The sequence below is a fragment of the Rhodopseudomonas palustris HaA2 genome, from assembly GCF_000013365.1.
Classification (GTDB): Bacteria; Pseudomonadota; Alphaproteobacteria; order Rhizobiales; family Xanthobacteraceae; genus Rhodopseudomonas; species Rhodopseudomonas palustris_J.
In genome coordinates, this window is the sequence record NC_007778.1 from 2,014,629 (window position 1) to 2,034,647 (window position 20,019).

The window sequence follows — 20,019 nt, forward strand, 5'->3', positions numbered from 1 at the left end:
GCAGCGCAGCGGGCTTGTGCACATTGGCGAGGAAATGTGCAGCGCAGCAGGGCACCGCAGGTGCCGCGAGCACGACCAGCTCCTTCTCCCCGCGCGCGGGGAGAAGGCTGGAATGAGGGGGCGCCTCAAGTCACCCGCCCCTGGAGGGGGAGGGTCGCTCGCGTAGCGAGCGGGGTGGGGTGGCGAAGAGTTCATCCGCCGTGCCTGCGGCTCACCCCACCCCGTCCCGCATCCCGCGATGCGGGCTGCGCGCCGACCCTCCCCCTCCAGGGGAGGGTGAACAGAGAGGTGACCACGCCTCAGCGCCGGATCGTCAGCGCCGACAGATAGCCGGCGATGTCGTCCGGATCGAAATGCGTGCCGGTGCATTCGCCGATGCCGTCGGCGGGCGCGATCGGCAGGATCGGCGGCGTGCCGACGGCGGCGTCGTAGAGGTCGGGCCGGAACACAGCCTTGGCGGCGGCGAGCAGTTCGGCCGACAGCGGCGCCTGGCCCCAGCGCACCATCTGCGCGTAGTTCCACGCGCCCTGCACCGGATCGGGCCGTGCCGCGGCTTCGCGGCCGACCAGCAGATAGCGGCCGGTCTCGCGGATGCGGCCTTCGGGCGAGACTTTGAGGCGGCCGTCCAGGGTGCGGCGGATCAGCTCCGGCGTCACTTCGATCCGGCCCGGCGCGGTGAGAATCGCGCAGACCTCGTCGCGATTGGGTTCGTGCTCGATGAATTGCGCGGCGCGATCGTGCGCCCGGATCAGCCGCGCCAGCGTCTCCGGATGTCCTTCGGCCCATGAGGCGCGCACCGCCAGCATCTTCTCCGCGGCGCGCTGGAACAGCTCGCAGGAGAAATGCAGGATGTGGCCGATGCCGAGATCGATCGCCACCGAATTCCACGGCGCGCCGACGCAGAAGCCGTCGAGATGTTTGTTGGCGAGGCTCTCGACCATGTAGGGCGGCGGCAGCACCACGAGGCGGACGTCTTCGTCGGGATCGACCCCGCCAGCGCCCATCCAGAACCGCAGATCGTAATTGTGGCTGGAGAACGGGAAGGTCATGCCGAAGATCAGCGGCTCCAGCCCCAGCGCCTTGCGCTCGGCGACGACGCGCGCCAGCGCCCGCGCCGACACCAGCGGATCGGCGACGTCGCCCTCGGCCATCGCCGCGATCGCAGCCTGCAGATCCGGCGACACCGTGATGGCGTTGCCGTTGACGCCGAGGCCGAAGCCGGAAATCACCGGCACCTTGATGTGGCCGATGCCGAGGCTGGAGGCGACCGCCATCGGCGCCAACAGATGCGCGGCGTCGAATAGGCCGATGTTGAATTTGTCGCGGACATTGGCCCAGGAGATTTCGCGCACCAGCTCGACGTCGAGCCCCTCGGTGGCGCAGAACCCCTTGTCGACGGCGACGATCAGCGCCGCGGCGTCGGCCAGCGGGATGAATCCGATGCGCAGGCGCTCGCTCATTTCAGCATCTCCGACGCGGTGACCACCGACTGGGCGATCTCGGCGATTTTCTTCTTCTCGTTCATGGCCGTCGTCCGCAGCAGCACATAGGCCTGCTCTTCGGTCAGGCCCTTGGCCTTCATCAGAATGCCCTTGGCGCGGTCGATCACCTTGCGATCGTCCAGCGCGCTGCGGGCGCGGTGCAGTTCAGTCTCGAGATGGGCGAAGGCGTTGAAGCGCGAGATGCACAGGTCGAGGATGTGCTTCATTCGCTCCTTTTTCAGCCCGTCGACGATATAGGCCGAGACGCCGGCGTCGACCGAGGCCTGGATCGAGGCGGTGTCGCTCTGGTCGACGAACATCGCGATCGGCCGCTTCACGATGCGGCTGACCTGGAACATCTGCTCCAGCATGTCGCGGCTTGGGTTCTCCAGATCGATCAGGATGACGTCGGGGTCGATCTCGTAGATCCGCGCCAGCAGGTTGGTGGTCGCGGCCAGATAGGTGATCTGCGACATCCCGGCCTCGCGCAGCCCCTCGGTGAGAATCCCGGCACGCACCGGGTTCTCGTCGACGATCACGATTTTCAGCAGCGGGTCCATTCGGGGCAGCGGTGTCTCGGTCGGTCGCACCTGGTCGACAAACCACAGTCCGGCGGCCAATTGAAGGAGATTCGGTGGGCGGCGCGCAAGCCGGGCTGCCGATATTGACGCCGCAGGCGTGATCGGGTGGTGTGCGGCGAAACCCTTTCACACTCTGCAAGCCGGGATGAACGCTCATGCCTTTCGTGATGGCCATCGATCAGGGCACCACTTCGTCGCGCGCGATCCTGTTCCGTGGCGATATTTCGATCGCGGCCTCGGCGCAGCAGGAATTCCCGCAGCATTTCCCCGCCTCCGGCTGGGTCGAGCACGAGCCCGAGGACATCTGGGCCTCGACGCTGGCGACCTGCCGGGCCGCGATGGAGAAGGCAGGGGCCACCGCCGCCGATATCGCCGCGATCGGCATCACCAACCAGCGGGAGACCGTGGTGGTGTGGGACGCGGCGTCCGGCAAGGCGATCCACCGCGCCATCGTCTGGCAGGATCGCCGCACCGCGGAGGTCTGCACCCGCATGAAGGCGGACGGCTATGAGCCGATGATCACCGACAAGACCGGGCTGATCATCGATCCGTATTTCTCCGGCACCAAGGTCGCCTGGCTACTCGACAACGTGCCCGGCGCGCGCGCCCGCGCCGAGCGCGGCGAACTCAAATTCGGCACCATCGATTGCTGGCTGCTGTGGCGGCTGACCGGCGGCCGCGTCCACGCCACCGACGCCACCAACGCCTCGCGCACGCTGCTGTTCAACATCCACACCGGCGATTGGGACGACGAGCTGCTGCAGCTGCTGCGCGTGCCGCGCTCGATGTTGCCGGAGGTCAAGGATTCCTCCGCGCATTTCGGCGACAGCGCCTACGAACTGTTCGGTGCCCCGATCGCCATTCGCGGCATCGCCGGCGACCAGCAGGCCGCCACCATCGGGCAGGCCTGTTTCTCGCCGGGCATGATCAAATCGACTTACGGCACCGGCTGCTTCGCCCTGCTCATCACCGGCGCGACGCCGGTGAAGTCGCACAACAAGCTGCTCACCACCATCGCCTATCAGCTCGGCGGTAAGCGTACCTACGCGCTGGAGGGCTCGATCTTCGTCGCGGGCTCGGCGGTGCAATGGCTGCGCGACGGCCTCGGCATCATCAAGCACGCCAGCGAGACCGGCCCCCTCGCCGACAAATCCGATTCGATGCAGAGCGTTTATCTGGTGCCGGCCTTCGTCGGCCTCGGCGCGCCGTACTGGAATCCGCGAGTGCGCGGCGCGCTGTTCGGCATGACGCGCAACACCGGCCCGGCCGAGCTGGCGCACGCCGCGCTGGAGAGCGTCTGCTATCAGACCTACGATCTATGGGCGGCGATGCGCGCCGACTGGTCGGGCGCCGACGCCGCGCCGCCGGTGCTGCGCGTCGACGGCGGCATGGCGGCGTCGGACTGGACCATGCAGCGCCTCGCCGATCTCCTCGACGCCCCGGTAGACCGCCCCGTGATCCAGGAAACCACCGCGCTCGGCGCCGCGTATCTCGCCGGCCTCTCAGCCGGCGTCTTCCCCGAGCCGCAGAAATTCGCCGACAACTGGCGCCTCGACCACCGCTTCAGGCCGGCGATGAGCCAGGCGACGCGCGAGAGGAAGCTGGCGGGATGGGGCAGGGCGGTGAAGGGGCTGCTGGCGAGTGATGAGGGGGAGGGGTAGGCAACGATCGCTCTCTCTCTGGAGAGAGACCGCCTTATGAGTCGCGCCCCGATACCCTCCCGTCGTTCGTCATTCCGGGGCGCGCGAAAGCGCGAACCCGGAATCCATATCCCCTGGCCTCGCGTTGAGGCATAGCGCTGCCAGGCCGTGATACGACCACCGGGTTCAGGGAGTATGGATTCCGGGTTCGCGTAGCTCCGCTCCGCGCCCCGGAATGACGAGAGGGATGGAGGCCGTGTCGAACCAGCAACGCGTGCTCCGTCATCCTGAGGTGCCGCCGCGCAGCGGTGGCCTCGAAGGATGGGCCGCGGGCACCCGTCGCTGTCATCCTTCGAGGCGCGCCAAGGCGCGCGCCTCAGGATGACGGCTGTACGTGTTGCGGCAGGCTGTTGCGTGGCGGCAGACGCCGTGGGCACGCTTCGCTTTGCCCACGAGCTTGTTCAGAACGCCGGCGAAAGCGACAGCGCCTACTTCGCCCCGACCGCCGTCTTCCGCCACATCAGATGCACCGCGCAGTTGCAGCCGGCGGGGTGGGCGGCGAGGGCGGCGTCGTTCGCGGTGAACGCCGCATCGGCGGGCGGCTCGGTCGGCAGCAGGTCGCCGGACGGCGCCAGCGGCGGCATCGGCTCCTGGGCGCGGGCACCGGCGGGCTGCGGCTCGGGGATGTAGTTCAGCACCGGGGCGAGCCAGCGCTCGGCCTCGGTGACGCTCCAGCCCTTGCGCAGCGCGTAGTCCTCGACCTGGTCGCGCTCGATCTTGCCGACGCCGAAATAGGCGCTCTGCGGATGGCTGAAATACAGCCCCGACACCGACGAGCCGGGCCACATCGCATATGACTCGGTCAGCGTCACGCCGGCATTGACCTCGGCTTCGAGCAGCTTGAACAGCGTCGCCTTCTCGGTGTGGTCGGGCTGCGCCGGATAGCCCGGCGCCGGGCGGATGCCCTGATACTTCTCGAGGATCAGCTCATCCACCGACAGGCTCTCGTCCGGCGCGTAGCCCCAGAATTCGCGGCGAACGCGGGCGTGCATCCGCTCGGCGAAGGCCTCCGCCAGACGATCGGCCAGCGCCTTGACCATGATCGACGAATAGTCGTCATTGTCGGCCTTGAATTTGTCGGCGATCACGTCCTCGCCGATCCCGGCGGTGACGACGAAGGCGCCGATATAGTCCTGCACGCCGCGCGGCGCGATGAAATCCGACAGCGCCGCATTGGCGCGGCCCTCGCGCTTGACCAACTGCTGGCGCAGCGTGTGCAGCGCGCCGATCGAGGCGTCGCGGTCGTCGTCGGCATACAGGATGATGTCGTCGCCGACCGCATTCGCCGGCCAGAATCCGATCACCGCCTTGGCGGTGAACCAGTTCTCGGCGACGATCCGCTCAAGCATCTTGCGGGCGTCGGCATAGAGCGAGCGCGCGGCCTCGCCGACCACCTTGTCGTCGAGGATCGCGGGGAAGCGCCCGGCGAGCTCCCAGCTCTGGAAGAACGGCGTCCAGTCGATGGTCTCGGCCAGTTCGGCGAGTGGATAGTTGATGAAGCTGCGGACGCCGAGGAACGACGGCTTCACCGGCTTCGCCGCCGACCAGTCGATCTTCGTCGCATTGGCGCGGGCGTCTTTCAGCGCGACGCGCTTCTTGTCGGCCTGCGCGCGCAGATGCGCCGCGGTGATCCGGGCGTAGTCGGCGCGGATCTCGGCGGCGTAGGCCGGGCCGCGCTCGCGCGACAGCAGCGACGATGCGACGCCGACCGCGCGGCTGGCGTCATTGACGTGCACGACGCTGCCGGCCGGATAGGACGGGTCGATCTTCACCGCGGTGTGGACCCGGCTGGTGGTGGCGCCGCCGATCAGCAGCGGCATGTCGAGGCCGTTGCGCTGCATCTCGGAGGCGAGGAAGCTCATTTCATCGAGCGACGGCGTGATCAGGCCGGACAGGCCGATGATGTCCGCCTGCTCGGCGATCGCGGTCTCGATGATCTTCGCGGCGGGCACCATCACGCCGAGGTCGATCACCTCGAAATTGTTGCACTGGAGCACGATGCCGACGATGTTCTTGCCGATGTCGTGGACGTCGCCCTTGACGGTGGCGAGCACGATCTTGCCGGCGGTGGCGCGCTCGCCGGTGTGGGTGCCGGCGGCAAGCTGGGCGGCCTTCTCGGCTTCCATGAACGGCATCAGATAGGCGACCGCCTGCTTCATCACGCGAGCGGATTTCACCACCTGCGGCAGGAACATCTTGCCGTCGCCGAACAGATCGCCGACGACGTTCATGCCGGCCATCAGCGGGCCTTCGATCACGTGCAGCGGTCGTTCTGCTTTGGCGCGGGCTTCCTCGGTATCGGTCTCGATATATTCGGTGATGCCGTGCACCAGCGCGTGGCTGAGCCGCTGCTCGACCGGCCACGAACGCCAGGCGAGGTCCTGCTCCTTCACCGCCTTGCCCTGGCCGCGATACTTTTCGGCGAGCGCCAGCAGCCGCTCGGAGGCGCCCGGGTCGCGATTGAGGATGACGTCCTCGCAAGTTTGGCGCAGTTCGGGATCGATGTCGTCATACACGATCATCTGCCCGGCATTGACGATGCCCATGTCCATGCCGGCCTTGATGGCGTGATACAGGAACACCGAGTGCATCGCCTCGCGCACCGGCTCGTTGCCGCGGAACGAGAACGAGAGATTCGAGACGCCGCCGGAGATATGCGCGTGCGGCAGGTTCTGGCGGATCCAGCGCGTCGCCTCGATGAAGTCGACGCCGTAATTGTTGTGTTCTTCCAGCCCGGTCGCGATCGCGAAGATATTCGGATCGAAGATGATGTCTTCCGGCGGGAAGCCGATCCGCTCGACCAGAATGTCGTAGGCGCGTTTGCAGATCTCGGTCTTGCGCGCGTAAGTGTCGGCTTGGCCCTGTTCGTCGAACGCCATGACGACGACCGCGGCGCCGTGGCGGCGCGCGATCCTGGCCTCGTGCAGGAACTTGTCCTCGCCTTCCTTCAGCGAGATCGAGTTCACCACCGGCTTGCCCTGAACGCATTTCAGGCCGGCCTCGATCACGGCGAACTTCGAACTATCGACCATCACCGGCACCTTGGCGATGTCCGGCTCGGCGGCGACCAGGTTGAGGAAGGTCACCATCGCGGCTTCGGAATCCAGAAGCCCTTCGTCCATGTTGACGTCGATGATCTGCGCGCCGTTCTCGACCTGGTCGCGCGCCACCTGTAGCGCCGCGGCGTAGTCGCCGGCGGTGATCAGCTTGCGGAATTTCGCAGAGCCCGTGACGTTGGTGCGCTCGCCGACATTGACGAACGGAATAGCTTGGGTGAGTTCGAACGGCTCGAGCCCGCTCAATCGCAGCCGCGGTTCGATCACGGGCACGACGCGCGGCTTGTGCGGCGCCACGGCCTTGGCGATCGCCGCGATATGCGCCGGCGTGGTGCCGCAGCAGCCGCCGACGATGTTGACGAGGCCGGCCTCTGCGAATTCGCCGACCAGCGATGCCATGTAGTCCGGGCTCTCGTCGTACTGGCCGAATTCGTTGGGCAGGCCGGCGTTGGGATAGGCGCAGACCAGCGTATCGGCGACGCGGCCGATATCGGCGATGTGCGCGCGCAGATCCTTGGCGCCGAGCGCGCAGTTGAAGCCGATGGTGATCGGCTTGGCATGTCGCACCGAATTCCAGAACGCTTCCGGCAATTGCCCGGACAAGAGCCGTCCGGATTTGTCGGTGATGGTGCCGGAGATCATCACCGGCACGTCGATGCCGCGCGCCTCGCTGATCTCGGCGATCGCGTAGAGCGCCGCCTTGGCATTGAGCGTGTCGAAAATAGTCTCGACCAGCAGCAGGTCGGCGCCGCCGTCGAGCAGCCCGTTGATCTGCTCGCCATAGGCGATGCGCAGATCGTCGAAGGTCACCGCGCGATAGCCCGGATTGGCGACATCGGGCGAGATCGAGGCGGTGCGGTTGGTCGGGCCGATCGCGCCGGCGACGAAGCGCGGCTTGCCGTCCTCGGCCTGCACCGTGTCGGCGGCGTTGCGGGCGAGGCGGGCGCCGTCACGGCTCATTTCATAGGCGATCTCGGACAGGTCGTAGTCCGCCTGCGCGATCGAGGTCGAGGAGAAGGTGTTGGTGGCGACGATGTCGGCGCCGGCGCGCAGATATTGCGCGTGGATGTCCTCGATCGCCTGCGGCTGGGTCAGGATCAACAGGTCGTTGTTGCCGCGCAGGTCGCGATGGAAATCCTTGAAGCGCTCGCCGCGGAACGCAGCCTCGTCGAACTGCAGCGCCTGGATCATCGTGCCCATCGCGCCGTCGAGCACGAGGATGCGCTCGCGGGTCAGCGCCAGCAGTTCGGTCCGCTTCGGGGATGTCGGCTTGGTCATGGAGTTCATGCGGCTTTCTGCGCCGCCTGCGGCCGAAGGCCGAGCAGGTGGCTGATCGCGAACACCAGGTCCGCGCGGTTCATGGTGTAGAAGTGGAAGGTGTCGACGCCGTGCTTGGCGAGCTTGTGCACCTGGCCTGCCGCCATCGTCGCCGCCACCAGCTTGCGGGTGTCGGGATCGTCGTCGAGGCCTTCGAACTGCTTCGCCAGCCAGTCCGGCACGGTGGCGCCGGCGCGCGTGGCGAAGCTCGACGCCTGCTTGAAGTTCTGCACCGGCAGGATGCCGGGCACGATCGGAATGTCGATGCCGCGGGCGCGGACGCGGTCGAGGTAGCGGAAGTACAGATCATTGTCGAAGAAGAACTGGGTGATGGCGCGGGTCGCCCCGGCATCGACCTTGGCCTGCAGCATGTCGAGATCGGCGTCGAAGCTCGCGCTCTCCGGATGTTTCTCCGGATAGGCCGACACGGTGACGTCGATGTCCGGATGCTTGCGCTTGATCGATGCGACCAGATCGGCCGAACTGCGATAACCCTGCGGATGCGGGGTGTAGGCGCCGCCGAGGCCGCTGGTGGGATCGCCGCGCAGCGCCACGATATGGCGGACGCCGATCTCGTGATAGCGCTCGACCACGTCGTCGACATCGGCGCAGGGCGCATCGACGCAGGTGAGGTGGGCGGCCGGCGTCAGGCTGGTCTCGCGCAGGATGCGGGCGATGGTCGAATGGGTGCGCTCGCGGGTCGAGCCGCCGGCGCCGTAAGTCACCGAGACGAAGCGCGGATGCAGCGGCGCCAGCCGGCTGATCGCCTGCCACAGATTGCGCTCCATCTCGTCGGTCTTCGGCGGGAAGAACTCGAAGGAGATCGCCGGAATGTGCTGCAGCACGTCGGTCATGTCGGGTCATCCAGACTGAGGGTCTCGCGCACGGGCGCGCCGCGGATCGTCGGCCGCGCGCAAGGCTGTGCCATTCGCTGAAAGGCTGCGCCCATCCGCTTAAATTAGGCTGATCGGCCGCGCTCAACCAGCCCACTTTCCGCAATGCGTATATGGGAAATTGCCCACTATATCGTCTGAACGTCGGAATTTTGGACGAGCAGAATCTGCAAGTGGGAAGCCAGCCTCAGAGGAGAACGGAAAAACTCGTGAAAATTCGCAAATTTCAGCTGCTTCGGCCGGGGGCGGCGCGAATCGGCGCCACGTTGCTGGAAAGTGGCTGTGGTGCCTTTCACGTTCTGCCCACTCGGCTTTACGATCGTCGTCTAAGGCGAATTTCCTAGCCGCTTACCTTTGCGCCACTCGTGGTTGAGCATTACCTTAACCGGATGTTACCGCTCTCGATCCTCGACCTGTCCGTTGTCACCACCGGCACCCCGCCGGCGGCGGCGTTGCGCAATTCGATCGACCTCGCCCGGCATGCCGACAAGCTCGGCTATGTCCGCTACTGGCTGGCCGAACATCACAATCTGCCGTCCGTCGCCAGTCCCGCGCCCGAAATCATGATCGGCCAGATCGCGGCGGTGACCGAGCGCATCCGTGTCGGCTCCGGCGGCGTGATGCTGCCGAACCACGCGCCGCTGATGGTCGCCGAGCGCTTCAAGATGCTGGAGGCGCTGTTCCCCGGCCGCATCGATCTCGGCATCGGCCGCGCGCCCGGCACCGATCAGGCGACGATGCATGCGCTGCGCCGCAGGCTCGATGTCCGCGAGGGCGACGATTTCCTCGAGCGGCTGCAGGAACTGATGCTGTGGGAGACCCGCGGCTTTCCGCCCGGCCATCCCTACAACAACGTCATGGCGATGCCGAACGACGCGCCGCTGCCGCCGGTCTGGCTGCTCGGCTCCAGCGACTACAGTTCGGAACTGTCGGCCCAGGTCGGCATGGGCTTCGCGTTCGCGCATCATTTCGCGTCCTACGACGCGGCCGAGGCGCTGACGCATTATCGCGCCGCTTTTCGGCCGACACGCTGGCGCAGCACGCCGCACGGCATCCTCGCGGTGGCGGCGGTGATCGCCGAGACCGACGAGGAAGCCGAGCGTCTGGCGATCTCGATGGACATCAACCGGCTGCGCCGCGACCGCGGCCAATACGTGCCGCTGCCGAGCGTCGAGGAGGCGCAGGCCTATCCCTTGACCGACGCCGACCGCGCCTCGATCGCGCGCAATCGCTCGCGGCTGTTCGTCGGCAGCCCGTCGACGGTGCTGCAGGCGCTGCAGCCGCTGATCCGCGCCAGTCAGGCCGACGAACTGATGGTGATCACCGCCACCTACGATCACGACGCGCGCAAGCGCAGCTACACGCTGCTCGCGGATGCGTTCGAGCGACACAAGGCAGCGGCGTAGAAGCCGCCTTCCCCGGACGCCGAAGCGCGACTCATTGCTTGTTTGGGCATGATCTTGTCCGAAAGCCGGTATCCGCTTTTCGGGACCATGCTCTAGTTTTGCGTGTATCCCTGATAGCCGCTTTTCTTGCAATCGAGGGTGAAAGCGGTGCTCTGACTCGCCGGAGCGGTTAGCTGCCAAGTCCAGCTCGCCGACGTGCCCGAGTTATTTTCCGTCCGATAATTGCAGACCGGCTTGATCTCGTGCTCGATGTTCGAGTTGCAGATGCCCGCCGCGGAGTTTGTCTGGCACTCGCCTTGACCATCGTTGATCATGTCAGAACACGTCGTTGTCAGCACAGGTGGATTGAAGTTCTTGGGAATGCAGACGACGTTGCCGATATTCTTGGGAGTGGTCGTGTTACTGTTAGACGCGGTGCACGACGAGTTGCTACCTTGGATTTCGCAGTAGATATATTCCGCTCCCAGATCAGAGGTGCGTGTCACGGCTACCATTCCCCGCGCCGTGATGCCGGTGGGCAGGCCGCTGGCTTCTACCGTTGCCGTGACCAATTGGTCGGCTTTGGCCGGCTGGAATGCCACAATCAAAGTGGCGGTGATCGCGGCTGATAAGCCGAGTGCTTTCCGCATCATCGTCTCCTGAAATCATTAATTGAGCAATCGTCGATACTAAATCTAAAGTTGTGAAATCCGCAAGCTCTCTTCGCGTCGCGCTGCGACGGGGTCTTGCGCCAACTCGGTCATGAACTCGGCTTCGGATCGTTTAGGACCGACTACCGCTCCGTAAACGTCGCCCGGAACGGGTGGCCCGGATAGACGCCCACGATCCTGAATTCGCGGGAGAAGAACTTCAGCTCGTCGAGCGCGAAGGCGAGGTTGCGGTCTTCGGGGTGGCCGTCGACGTCGGCGTAGAACTGCGTCGCGAAGAAATTGCCGTCGACCATGTAGCTTTCCAGCTTGGTCATGTTGACGCCGTTGGTGGCGAAGCCGCCCATCGCCTTGTACAAAGCGGCCGGCAGATTGCGCACCCGGAACACGAACGTCGTCACCAGCGGTCCCGAGCCCTGCGCTGCCCAGCGCGGCTCGCGCGCCAGCATCACGAAGCGGGTGGTGTTGTGGGTTTCGTCCTCGATGTCCTCGGCGAGGATGTCGAGGCCGTAGATCTTCGCTGCCAGCCGCGACGAGATCGCCGCACAGCTCTTGTCGCCGCGCTCGGCGACGATCCGCGCCGAGCCCGCGGTGTCGCCGGCGACGATCGGCCGGATGCCGAATTTGCGGATGATGCGCCGGCACTGGCCGAGCGCATGGACGTGGCTCTCGACCGTCTTGATGTCTTCGAGCTTGGCGCCGGGCACCGCGACGAGCTGATGCCGGATCGGCAGAAACCATTCGCCGACGATGAACAGGCCGGATTGCGGCAGCAGATGATGGATGTCGGCGACGCGGCCGGCGACCGAATTCTCGATCGGGATCATGCCGAGATCGGCCTCGCCCGAGGTGATCGCGGCGAGCGCGTCCTCGAAGGTGGCGCAGGGCAGCGCCTCGGCGGTGGGATAGGCGTCGCCGATCGCGATATGCGAATTCGCGCCCGGCTCGCCCTGGAATGCGATTTTCATGGTCTTGGTCATGGGTTCCTGCGTGTTGCCGCGCGTTCTAGCAGCCGCAGCATTTTTCGCCAGTGGGCAGGCTCACCCGGCCAGCACCCGGCGTGCGGTCTCCAGATCGGCCGGGGTGTCGACGCCGCGCGGTACGCTGTCGACGATGCCGACGTCGATCCGCATCCCGGCTTCCAGCGCGCGGAGCTGTTCCAGTTTCTCGCGCTGTTCGAGCGGCGAGGGCGGCAGCGCCACGAAGCGCTCCAGCGCGGCGCGGCGATAGGCGTAGAGACCGATATGATGATAGCGCGGCCCGTCGCCCCACGGCGCGGTCGCGCGGGTGAAATACAGCGCGCGCAGCCGGGTGGTGCCGATGTGCGAGCCGACCACCTTCACCACGTTGGGGTTGGTGCTTTCTTCCTCGGTATGGATCTCGGCGGCCAGCGTCGCGATATCGACCGCCGGATCGTCGAGTGGCGCCAGCACCGCGCCGATCTGCTCCGGCCGGATGGTCGGGAAGTCGCCCTGCAGATTGATCACCGTCTCGATCGTGCGCTGCGGATCGAGCGTCTGCAGCGCCTCGTGAATGCGGTCGGAGCCGGACGGATGATCCGCCCTTGTCATCACCACCTCGCCGCCATGGGCTCTGACGGCGTCGGCGATCGCCGGCGTATCGGTCGCCACTGCGACCCGGCCGATGTTCGCGGCCAGCGCGCGTCGCAGCACATGCACGACCATCGGCACGCCGCCGATGTCCAGCAGCGGCTTGCCGGGCAGCCTGGTCGCGGCCATGCGCGCGGGGATCAGGACGAGTGTGCGGGGTGCGGTCATCGGGATGCGGGGTCGGGCCCGTGCGGTGGAAAATGGGCCCATCGCGCCTCGATCGGGACGGTATCAGGCTGTTGGTACGTCGGGGTGTAAAGCACTTATACGGGTTGCCAGAGCATGGGCAAACCGTTATCTCATCACAACTAAAGTCTATTTGAGAATGACAACAATAAACAATCCAGACTCGGTCTGACAGGAAACGCGAGCGAACCATGGATTCTTTCGAGCTCAACAAGATTCTCGGCGCGGTCCTTGCGACCTGTCTCGTGCTGCTGCTGTCGAATTTCGCCGCGCAGGCGATCTTTGCGCCGGACAAGGTGGAAAAGCAGGGCTGGGCCATCGCCGTGAAGGAAGCCGAGCCGGCCCCTGGCAAGGATGCCGCGCCCGCCGCCGCCCCCGAGCCGATCGAAAATCTGCTGCAGACCGCCTCGGTCGAGAAGGGCGTCTCCGCCGCCAAGAAATGCGCCGCCTGCCATACCTTCGAGAAGGACGGTCCGAACCGCGTCGGCCCCAATCTTTACGGCATCGTCGGCGAGAAGAAGGGCGAGGGGCGCGGCTTCAATTTCTCGGCGGCGATGAAGGCCAAGGGCGGCGAATGGACGTTCGACGACCTCAACAAGTTCCTCGCCAGCCCGAAGGGCTACATCCCGGGCACCGCGATGGGCTTTGCCGGGATTTCGAACGACAAGGAACGGGCGGATCTGATCGCCTATCTCAACAAGAATTCCGACACGCCCGAGGCGATCCCGACCGCCGCCAAATAGCGGTCCGGCGCCAGCGCCATCGACGATCTCGAACGGCCGGGTCTTCCCGGCCGTTTTTGCGTGCGCCGATCATTCGCCATCACGCTGTGCTGATCGGGACGTTTCGCCGCAACGGTCCCGGCCGCTTGATGCTATCCTGCCGGAAATCCGGCATAATCGGTCGAATCCTCGCCTCATATTGCGGTTTGAGTGCCAGACTTGATGTCCAAATCTTAAGAACCAAGTCCTGAAAACATGTGCTGAAATCAGGCCCTGAGACCAGCACCATCGTCCCAGTCCGACGCCAACAGGAATTCCAGACCGTGAAGCTGACCCGACGACACCTTCTGCAAGCCGGCGTAGCGGCCGCGGCCACCCCGGCTTTCGGTTTAGGCTCCGGCCTCCTGACCGGCGCGCCGGCGTTGGCCGAGGGCGCGGTCGACAAGCCGACATCCGGACTGACTTGGCGGCACGGCCTGTCGCTGTTCGGCGAGGTCAAATACCCGGCCGGCTTCAAGCGGTTCGACTACGTCAACCCGGATGCGCCGAAGGGCGGCGCGGCGCGGCAGATCTCGCTCGGCACCTTCGACAGTTTCAATCTCGCGGTCGCCGGCGTGAAGGGCAACATCGCTCCGGCGGTGGGCTATCTGTACGAGACGCTGATGACCCAGTCGCAGGACGAGGTCGGCACCTCCTACGGCCTGCTCGCCGAGAGCGCGGCGCATCCCGAGGACTATTCCTGGGTGGTGTATCGGCTGCGCGCCGATTCGCGCTGGCACGACGGCAGACCGGTGACCGCCGACGACGTGGTGTTCTCGTTCGACTCCCTGAAGAAGTTCAGCCCGCGCTACGCCTCGTATTACAGCCACGTCACCAAGGCCGAGAAGGCCGGCGAGCGCGAGATCCGCTTCACGTTCGATGGGCCCGGCAACCGCGAATTGCCGACCATCGTCGGCGAACTGATGATCCTGCCGAAACACTGGTGGGAAGGCACCGACGAGCAGGGCCGCAAGCGCGACATCTCCGCCACCACGCTGGAGAAGCCGCTCGGCTCCGGCCCCTACCGGATCAAGGACTTCGTCGCCGGCCGCTCGATCGTGCTGGAGCGCGTCAAGGATTACTGGGGCGCGAAGCTGCCGGTGCGCGTCGGCCAGTACAATTTCGACGAACTGCGTTTCGAATTCTTCCGCGACAACACCGTGGCCCTCGAAGCGTTCAAGGCCGATCAGGCCGACTGGATCGCCGAGAACTCCGCCAAGCAATGGGCGACGGCCTACGATTTCCCCGCGGTCACCGACAAGCGGGTGGTCCGGGAGGAGTTTCCGATCAACGATTCCGGCCGGATGCAGGCCTTCGTGCTCAATCTGCGCCGCGACATGTTCAAGGACGCCCGGATCCGGCGCGCCTTCAACTACGCGTTCGACTTCGAGGAAATGAACAAGCAGCTGTTCTACGGTCAGTACAAGCGGATCAACAGCTACTTCGAAGGCACCGAGCTCGCCTCCAGCGGGCTGCCGCAGGGCGACGAACTCGCGATCCTCGACACCGTGCGCGACAAGGTGCCTGCCGAATTGTTCACGAAGGCCTACACCAATCCGGTCGGCGGCAATCCGGAAGCGGTTCGCGCCAATCTGCGCGAGGCGATGAAGCTGGTGAAGGAAGCCGGCTTCGACTTCAAGGACCGCAAGCTGGTCGATCCCTCCGGCAAGCCGGTGACGGTCGAGATATTGGTGCAGGACCCCTCGTCGGAGCGGATCTCGCTGTTCTACAGGCCGTCGCTGGAGCGGCTCGGCGTCACCGTGTCGATCCGCGTCGTCGACGATGCGCAGTATCAGAACCGCATCCGCGCCTTCGACTTCGACGTCATCACCGATCTGTGGGGCCAGTCGCTGTCGCCCGGCAACGAGCAGCGCGATTATTGGGGCTCGGCGGCGGCCGATCAGCAAGGCTCGCGCAACACCATCGGCATCAAGAATCCCGCGGTCGACGCGCTGATCGACAAGGTGATCTTCGCCAAGGACCGCGCCACGCTGGTGGCGGCGACACGCGCGCTCGACCGCGTGCTGCTGTGGAATTTCTACGTCGTGCCGCAATTCACCTACGGCTTCTCGCGCTACGCGCGCTGGGACCGTTTCAGCCGCGCCGAGTTGCCGAAATACGCCCGCTCCGGCCTGCCGGCGCTGTGGTGGTACGACGAAGCCAAGGCCGCCAAGATCGGCCGACGCTCTTGAGGACAGGCTCGCGTATGGCGCAGCTCAACCGCCGCGAAGTTCTCGTCCTCGGCGTCGGCGCCCTGGCGGCGGCCCGGATCAGCCCCGCATCCGCGGCCGACGGCGAGACCACAGCCCACGGCATGTCGGCGTTCGGCGACCTGAAATACAAGGCGGACTTTCCGCATTTCGACTACGTCGATCCGCAGGCCCCCAAAGGCGGGCTGTTCTCGACCATCCCGTCCAGCCGCGCCTTCAATCAATCGTTCCAGACCTTCAACTCGCTCAACGCCTACATCCTCAAGGGCGACGGCGCGCAGGGCATGGGTCTCACCTTCGCGTCCTTGATGGCCCGGGCCGGCGACGAGCCCGACGCGATGTACGGCCTCGCGGCCGCGAGGGTCGCGATCTCCGCCGACGGGTTGAGCTATCGCTTCACCATGCGTCCAGAGGCGCGCTTCCACGACGGCAGCAAGCTCACCGCGCGCGACGCGGCGTTCTCGCTGAACATCCTCAAGGCCAAGGGGCATCCGCTTATCACCCAGCAGATGCGCGATTTCATCGAGGCGAAGGCAGTCGACGATTCGACGCTGTTGGTGACGTTCAAGCCGAAGCGCGGCCGCGACGTGCCGCTGTTCGTGGCCGCGCTGCCGTTGTTCTCCGAGGCGTACTACGCCAAGCGGCCGTTCGACGAATCGACCATGGAGATCCCGCTCGGCAGCGGGCCCTACAAGGTCGGCCCTTTCGAATCCGGCCGCTTCATCGCTTTCGAGCGCGTCAAGGACTGGTGGGGCGCGGCGCTGCCGGTCAATGTCGGGGCGTTTAATTTCGACACCGTCCGGTTCGAGTTCTATCGCGATCGCGACGTCGCCTTCGAGGGCTTCACCGGCCGCAACTATCTGTATCGCGAGGAATTCACCTCGCGGATCTGGAACACGCGCTACGACTTTCCGGCGATCCATGAGGGCCGGGTCAAGCGCGAGACGCTGCCCGACGAGACGCCGTCCGGCGCGCAGGGCTGGTTCATCAACACGCGGCGCGACAAGTTCAAGGATCCGCGGGTGCGCGAGGCGCTGGGCTGCGCGTTCGACTTCGAATGGACCAACAAGACCATCATGTACGGCGCCTATGCGCGCACGGTGTCGCCGTTCCAGAATTCCGACATGATGGCGGTCGGGCCGCCGTCGGCCGACGAACTGGCGCTGCTCGAGCCGTTCCGCGGCAAGGTGCCCGACGAGGTGTTCGGCGCGCCGTTCGTGCCGCCGGCCTCCGACGGCTCGGGGCAGGACCGCGCGCTGCTGCGCCGCGGCGGTCAGTTGCTGACAGAGGCCGGATTCGTCGTCAAGGACCGCAAGCGCCTGATGCCGAACGGCGAGCCGATGCGCGTCGAGTTTCTGCTCGACGAGCCGGCGTTCCAGGCCCACCACATGCCGTTCGTCAAGAACCTCGCCACGCTCGGCATCGAGGCGACGGTGCGGCTGGTCGACCCGGTTCAGTCGCGGGCGCGCCGCGACGATTTCGACTTCGACATGGCGATCGAGCGTTTCAGCTTTTCGACCGTGCCGGGCGAGGCACTGCGCAATTTCTTCTCGTCGCAATCGGCCGCCATCAAGGGCTCGAACAATCTCGCCGGCATCGCCGATCCGGCGATCGACGCGATGATCGATCGGGTGATCGCCGCCGACAGCCGTGCCGACCTCGTCGTCGCCGCGCGCGCGCTCGACCGGCTCGTGCGCGCCGGCCGCTATTGGGTGCCGCAGTGGTTTTCGTCGTCGCATCGGCTGGCCTATTGGGACGTGTTCGGCCATCCGCCGAACCTGCCGAAATACACCGGCGTCAGCGCCCCGGACCTGTGGTGGGCGAAAAGCAATCCCGCCGCCGAGCGAAGCGACCCGAAGGGCGAGGGGAAGTAGATGTCCTCCTATATTCTCCGCCGCGTCCTGCTGATGATTCCGACGCTGCTCGGCATCCTGTTCGTGTCCTTCGTCGTGGTGCAGTTCGCGCCCGGCGGGCCGGTCGAACGGGTGATCGCGCAGCTGTCCGGCGCGGACACCGGCGCCGCCTCGCGCGTCTCCGGCTCGTCCGGCGGCGATTTCGGCGGGCGGCCGCAGGCGGGCGCCTCGGCCGACGCGGTCAATTCGAAATATCGCGGCGCGCAGGGGCTCGATCCGGATTTCGTCAAGAGCCTGGAGAAACAGTTCGGCTTCGACAAGCCGGCGCCCGAGCGCTTCGCCATCATGCTGTGGAATTTCGCGCGGTTCGATTTCGGCAAGAGTTATTTCCGCGACGTCAGCGTGCTGCAACTGATCAAGGAGAAGCTGCCGGTCTCGATGTCGCTCGGCATCTGGATGACGCTCCTCACCTATCTGATCTCGATTCCGCTCGGCATCCGCAAGGCGGTGAAGGACGGATCGAAATTCGACACCTGGACCTCGGCGGTGATCATCATCGGCTTCGCGATCCCGGGTTTCCTGTTCGCGATCCTGCTGATCATCGTGTTCGCCGGCGGCTCGTTCTTCAGCTGGTTTCCGCTGCGCGGCCTGACCTCCGACGGCTGGAGCGCGTTTCCCTGGTACTGGAAGATCCTGGATTATTTCTGGCACCTGACGCTGCCGCTGATCTCGATGGTGCTCGGCGCCTTCGCCACCATGACGCTGCTGACCAAGAACTCGTTCCTCGACGAGATCCGCAAGCAATACGTCATGACGGCGCGCGCCAAGGGTTGCAGCGAAACCCAGGTGCTTTACGGCCACATCTTCCGTAACGCCATGCTGATCGTGATTGCCGGCTTCCCTGGCGCCTTCATCGGCGCGTTCTTCTCCGGCTCGCTCCTGATCGAGACCATCTTCTCGCTGGACGGGCTCGGCCTGCTCGGCTTCGAGAGCGTGCTGAACCGCGACTATCCGGTGGTGTTCGGCACGCTGTTCATCTTTTCGCTGGTCGGGCTGGTGGTGAACCTGATCTCGGATCTGGCCTATATGTGGATCGATCCGCGGATCGACTTCGAGGCGCGGGAAGTCTGATGACGTTGATCGCACGCGAGCCGATCGAAAGCACGACGCAGGCCCCGCTCGGCGAGGCGGTGCCGCCGACCCGCCATCGTCTCTCGATCTCGCCGCTGAACAAGCGGCGCTGGCAGAATTTCAAGGCCAACCGCCGCGGCTACTGGTCGTTGTGGATCTTCCTGGTGCTGTTCGGCGTGTCGCTGTTCGCCGAATTCATCGCCAACGACCGGCCGCTGCTGATCAAGTTCGACGGCCATTATTACGTCCCGGCGGTGGTGAGCTATGCCGAGACCACCTTCGGCGGCGATTTCGAAACCGCCGCCGATTATCGCGATCCTTACTTGCAGAAGCTGATCGCCGACAAGGGCGGCACCGTGATCTGGGCGCCGATCCGCTATTCCTACGGCACCCACAATCTCGATCTGCCGACGCCGGCGCCGTCGAAACCGACCTGGCTGCTGACCGAGGCGGAATGCAGGACGGTGGTCGAGAAGAAGGGCCTGAAGAGCTGCAGCGATCTCGAATACAACTGGCTCGGCACCGACGATCAGGGCCGCGACGTCGTAGCAAGGCTGATCTACGGCTTCCGCATCTCGGTGCTGTTCGGCCTCAGCCTGACGATCATCTCGTCGGTGATCGGCGTCGCCGCCGGCGGCATCCAGGGCTATTTCGGCGGCTGGGTCGATCTCGGCTTCCAGCGCTTCATCGAGGTCTGGACCGCGATCCCGTCGCTGTATCTGCTCTTGATCCTGTCGTCGGTGCTGGTGCCGGGCTTCTTCGTGCTGCTCGGGATCCTGTTGCTGTTCTCTTGGGTGTCGCTGGTCGGGCTGGTGCGCGCCGAATTTCTGCGCGGGCGCAATTTCGAGTACATCATGGCGGCGCGCGCGCTCGGCGTCTCGAATGCCAAAATCATGGTGCGGCATCTGCTGCCGAACGCGATGGTCGCGACCATGACGTTCCTGCCGTTCATCGTGTCGTCCTCGGTGATGACGCTGACGGCGCTCGACTTCCTCGGCTTCGGCCTGCCGCCCGGCTCGCCCTCGCTCGGCGAATTGTTGGCGCAGGGCAAAGCCAACGTCCAGGCGCCGTGGCTCGGCTTCACCGGCTTCTTCGCGGTGGCGATCATGCTGTCGCTGCTGATCTTCATCGGCGAAGCCGTGAGAGACGCGTTCGACCCGCGCAAGACGTTCAGGTGAGGATGTGGT

14 protein-coding genes are annotated in these 20,019 nt (G+C 65.6%); 7 read left to right on the forward strand and 7 right to left on the reverse strand.

The features are described from left to right. Window positions 1-299: 299 nt before the first annotated feature. Window positions 300-1,460: a CmpA/NrtA family ABC transporter substrate-binding protein gene (locus RPB_RS08865; RefSeq protein WP_011440657.1), complete on the reverse strand. Its 1,161-nt coding sequence runs from the start codon at window positions 1,458-1,460 to the stop codon at window positions 300-302. Next, window positions 1,457-2,041 (reverse strand): ANTAR domain-containing response regulator, encoded by a 585-nt coding sequence (locus RPB_RS08870; protein WP_011440658.1) that lies wholly within the window; start codon window positions 2,039-2,041, stop codon window positions 1,457-1,459. Before RPB_RS08870 ends, RPB_RS08865 begins: the two co-directional genes overlap by 4 nt. Before the next feature lie 176 nt (window positions 2,042-2,217). On the opposite strand from RPB_RS08870, the gene glpK reads away from it, so the two are divergent. Next, window positions 2,218-3,723, forward strand: coding sequence for a glycerol kinase GlpK (gene glpK, locus RPB_RS08875; protein WP_011440659.1), 1,506 nt, complete (start codon window positions 2,218-2,220; stop codon window positions 3,721-3,723). Between the two features lie 467 nt (window positions 3,724-4,190). Here the strand turns inward: glpK and metH are convergent, their stop codons facing one another. After that, a complete protein-coding gene (gene metH / locus RPB_RS08880; RefSeq protein ID WP_041798645.1) occupies window positions 4,191-8,096 on the reverse strand; it encodes a methionine synthase in 3,906 nt (1,301 codons plus the stop codon). A 5-nt stretch (window positions 8,097-8,101) separates the two neighbouring features. Further along, window positions 8,102-8,989, reverse strand: coding sequence for a methylenetetrahydrofolate reductase [NAD(P)H] (gene metF, locus RPB_RS08885; RefSeq protein WP_011440661.1), 888 nt, complete (start codon window positions 8,987-8,989; stop codon window positions 8,102-8,104). Between the two features lie 428 nt (window positions 8,990-9,417). On the opposite strand from metF, the gene RPB_RS08890 reads away from it, so the two are divergent. Continuing rightward, complete coding sequence (locus RPB_RS08890; RefSeq protein WP_011440662.1) at window positions 9,418-10,434, forward strand: LLM class flavin-dependent oxidoreductase; 1,017 nt, start codon at window positions 9,418-9,420, stop codon at window positions 10,432-10,434. Window positions 10,435-10,526: 92 nt separating this feature from the next. On the opposite strand, the gene RPB_RS24535 is transcribed toward RPB_RS08890, so the two are convergent. The 3 genes from RPB_RS24535 to RPB_RS08905 all read right to left on the reverse strand — a co-directional run bounded on the left by RPB_RS24535 (window position 10,527) and on the right by RPB_RS08905 (window position 12,859). Next, window positions 10,527-11,063 carry a hypothetical protein gene (locus RPB_RS24535; protein ID WP_157038793.1) on the reverse strand — a complete coding sequence of 179 codons (537 nt, stop codon included), beginning with the start codon at window positions 11,061-11,063 and terminating at the stop codon, window positions 10,527-10,529. A 143-nt stretch (window positions 11,064-11,206) separates the two neighbouring features. Further along, complete coding sequence (locus tag RPB_RS08900; RefSeq protein WP_011440663.1) at window positions 11,207-12,061, reverse strand: prephenate dehydratase; 855 nt, start codon at window positions 12,059-12,061, stop codon at window positions 11,207-11,209. A gap of 60 nt (window positions 12,062-12,121) precedes the next feature. Then, a complete protein-coding gene (locus tag RPB_RS08905) occupies window positions 12,122-12,859 on the reverse strand; it encodes a 3-deoxy-manno-octulosonate cytidylyltransferase (protein ID WP_041798121.1) in 738 nt (245 codons plus the stop codon). A 209-nt stretch (window positions 12,860-13,068) separates the two neighbouring features. Here RPB_RS08905 and RPB_RS08910 point away from each other — a divergent pair, with 209 nt between their 5' ends. The 5 genes from RPB_RS08910 (at window position 13,069) to RPB_RS08930 (ending at window position 20,010) form a co-directional block, all read left to right on the forward strand. Beyond that, on the forward strand, window positions 13,069-13,620 hold the full coding sequence (locus RPB_RS08910; protein ID WP_011440665.1) for a c-type cytochrome: 552 nt from the start codon (window positions 13,069-13,071) through the stop codon (window positions 13,618-13,620). 302 nt (window positions 13,621-13,922) lie between these two features. Next, window positions 13,923-15,830 (forward strand): extracellular solute-binding protein, encoded by a 1,908-nt coding sequence (locus RPB_RS08915; protein WP_011440666.1) that lies wholly within the window; start codon window positions 13,923-13,925, stop codon window positions 15,828-15,830. Between the two features lie 14 nt (window positions 15,831-15,844). Continuing rightward, on the forward strand, window positions 15,845-17,722 hold the full coding sequence (locus RPB_RS08920) for an extracellular solute-binding protein (RefSeq protein ID WP_011440667.1): 1,878 nt from the start codon (window positions 15,845-15,847) through the stop codon (window positions 17,720-17,722). Beyond that, window positions 17,723-18,832 carry a microcin C ABC transporter permease YejB gene (locus tag RPB_RS08925; protein WP_011440668.1) on the forward strand — a complete coding sequence of 370 codons (1,110 nt, stop codon included), beginning with the start codon at window positions 17,723-17,725 and terminating at the stop codon, window positions 18,830-18,832. Next, the gene (locus RPB_RS08930) at window positions 18,832-20,010 is read left to right on the forward strand and encodes an ABC transporter permease (RefSeq protein ID WP_011440669.1); all 1,179 of its coding nucleotides are present in this window, start codon (window positions 18,832-18,834) and stop codon (window positions 20,008-20,010) included. Before RPB_RS08925 ends, RPB_RS08930 begins: the two co-directional genes overlap by 1 nt. Window positions 20,011-20,019: the final 9 nt, after the last annotated feature.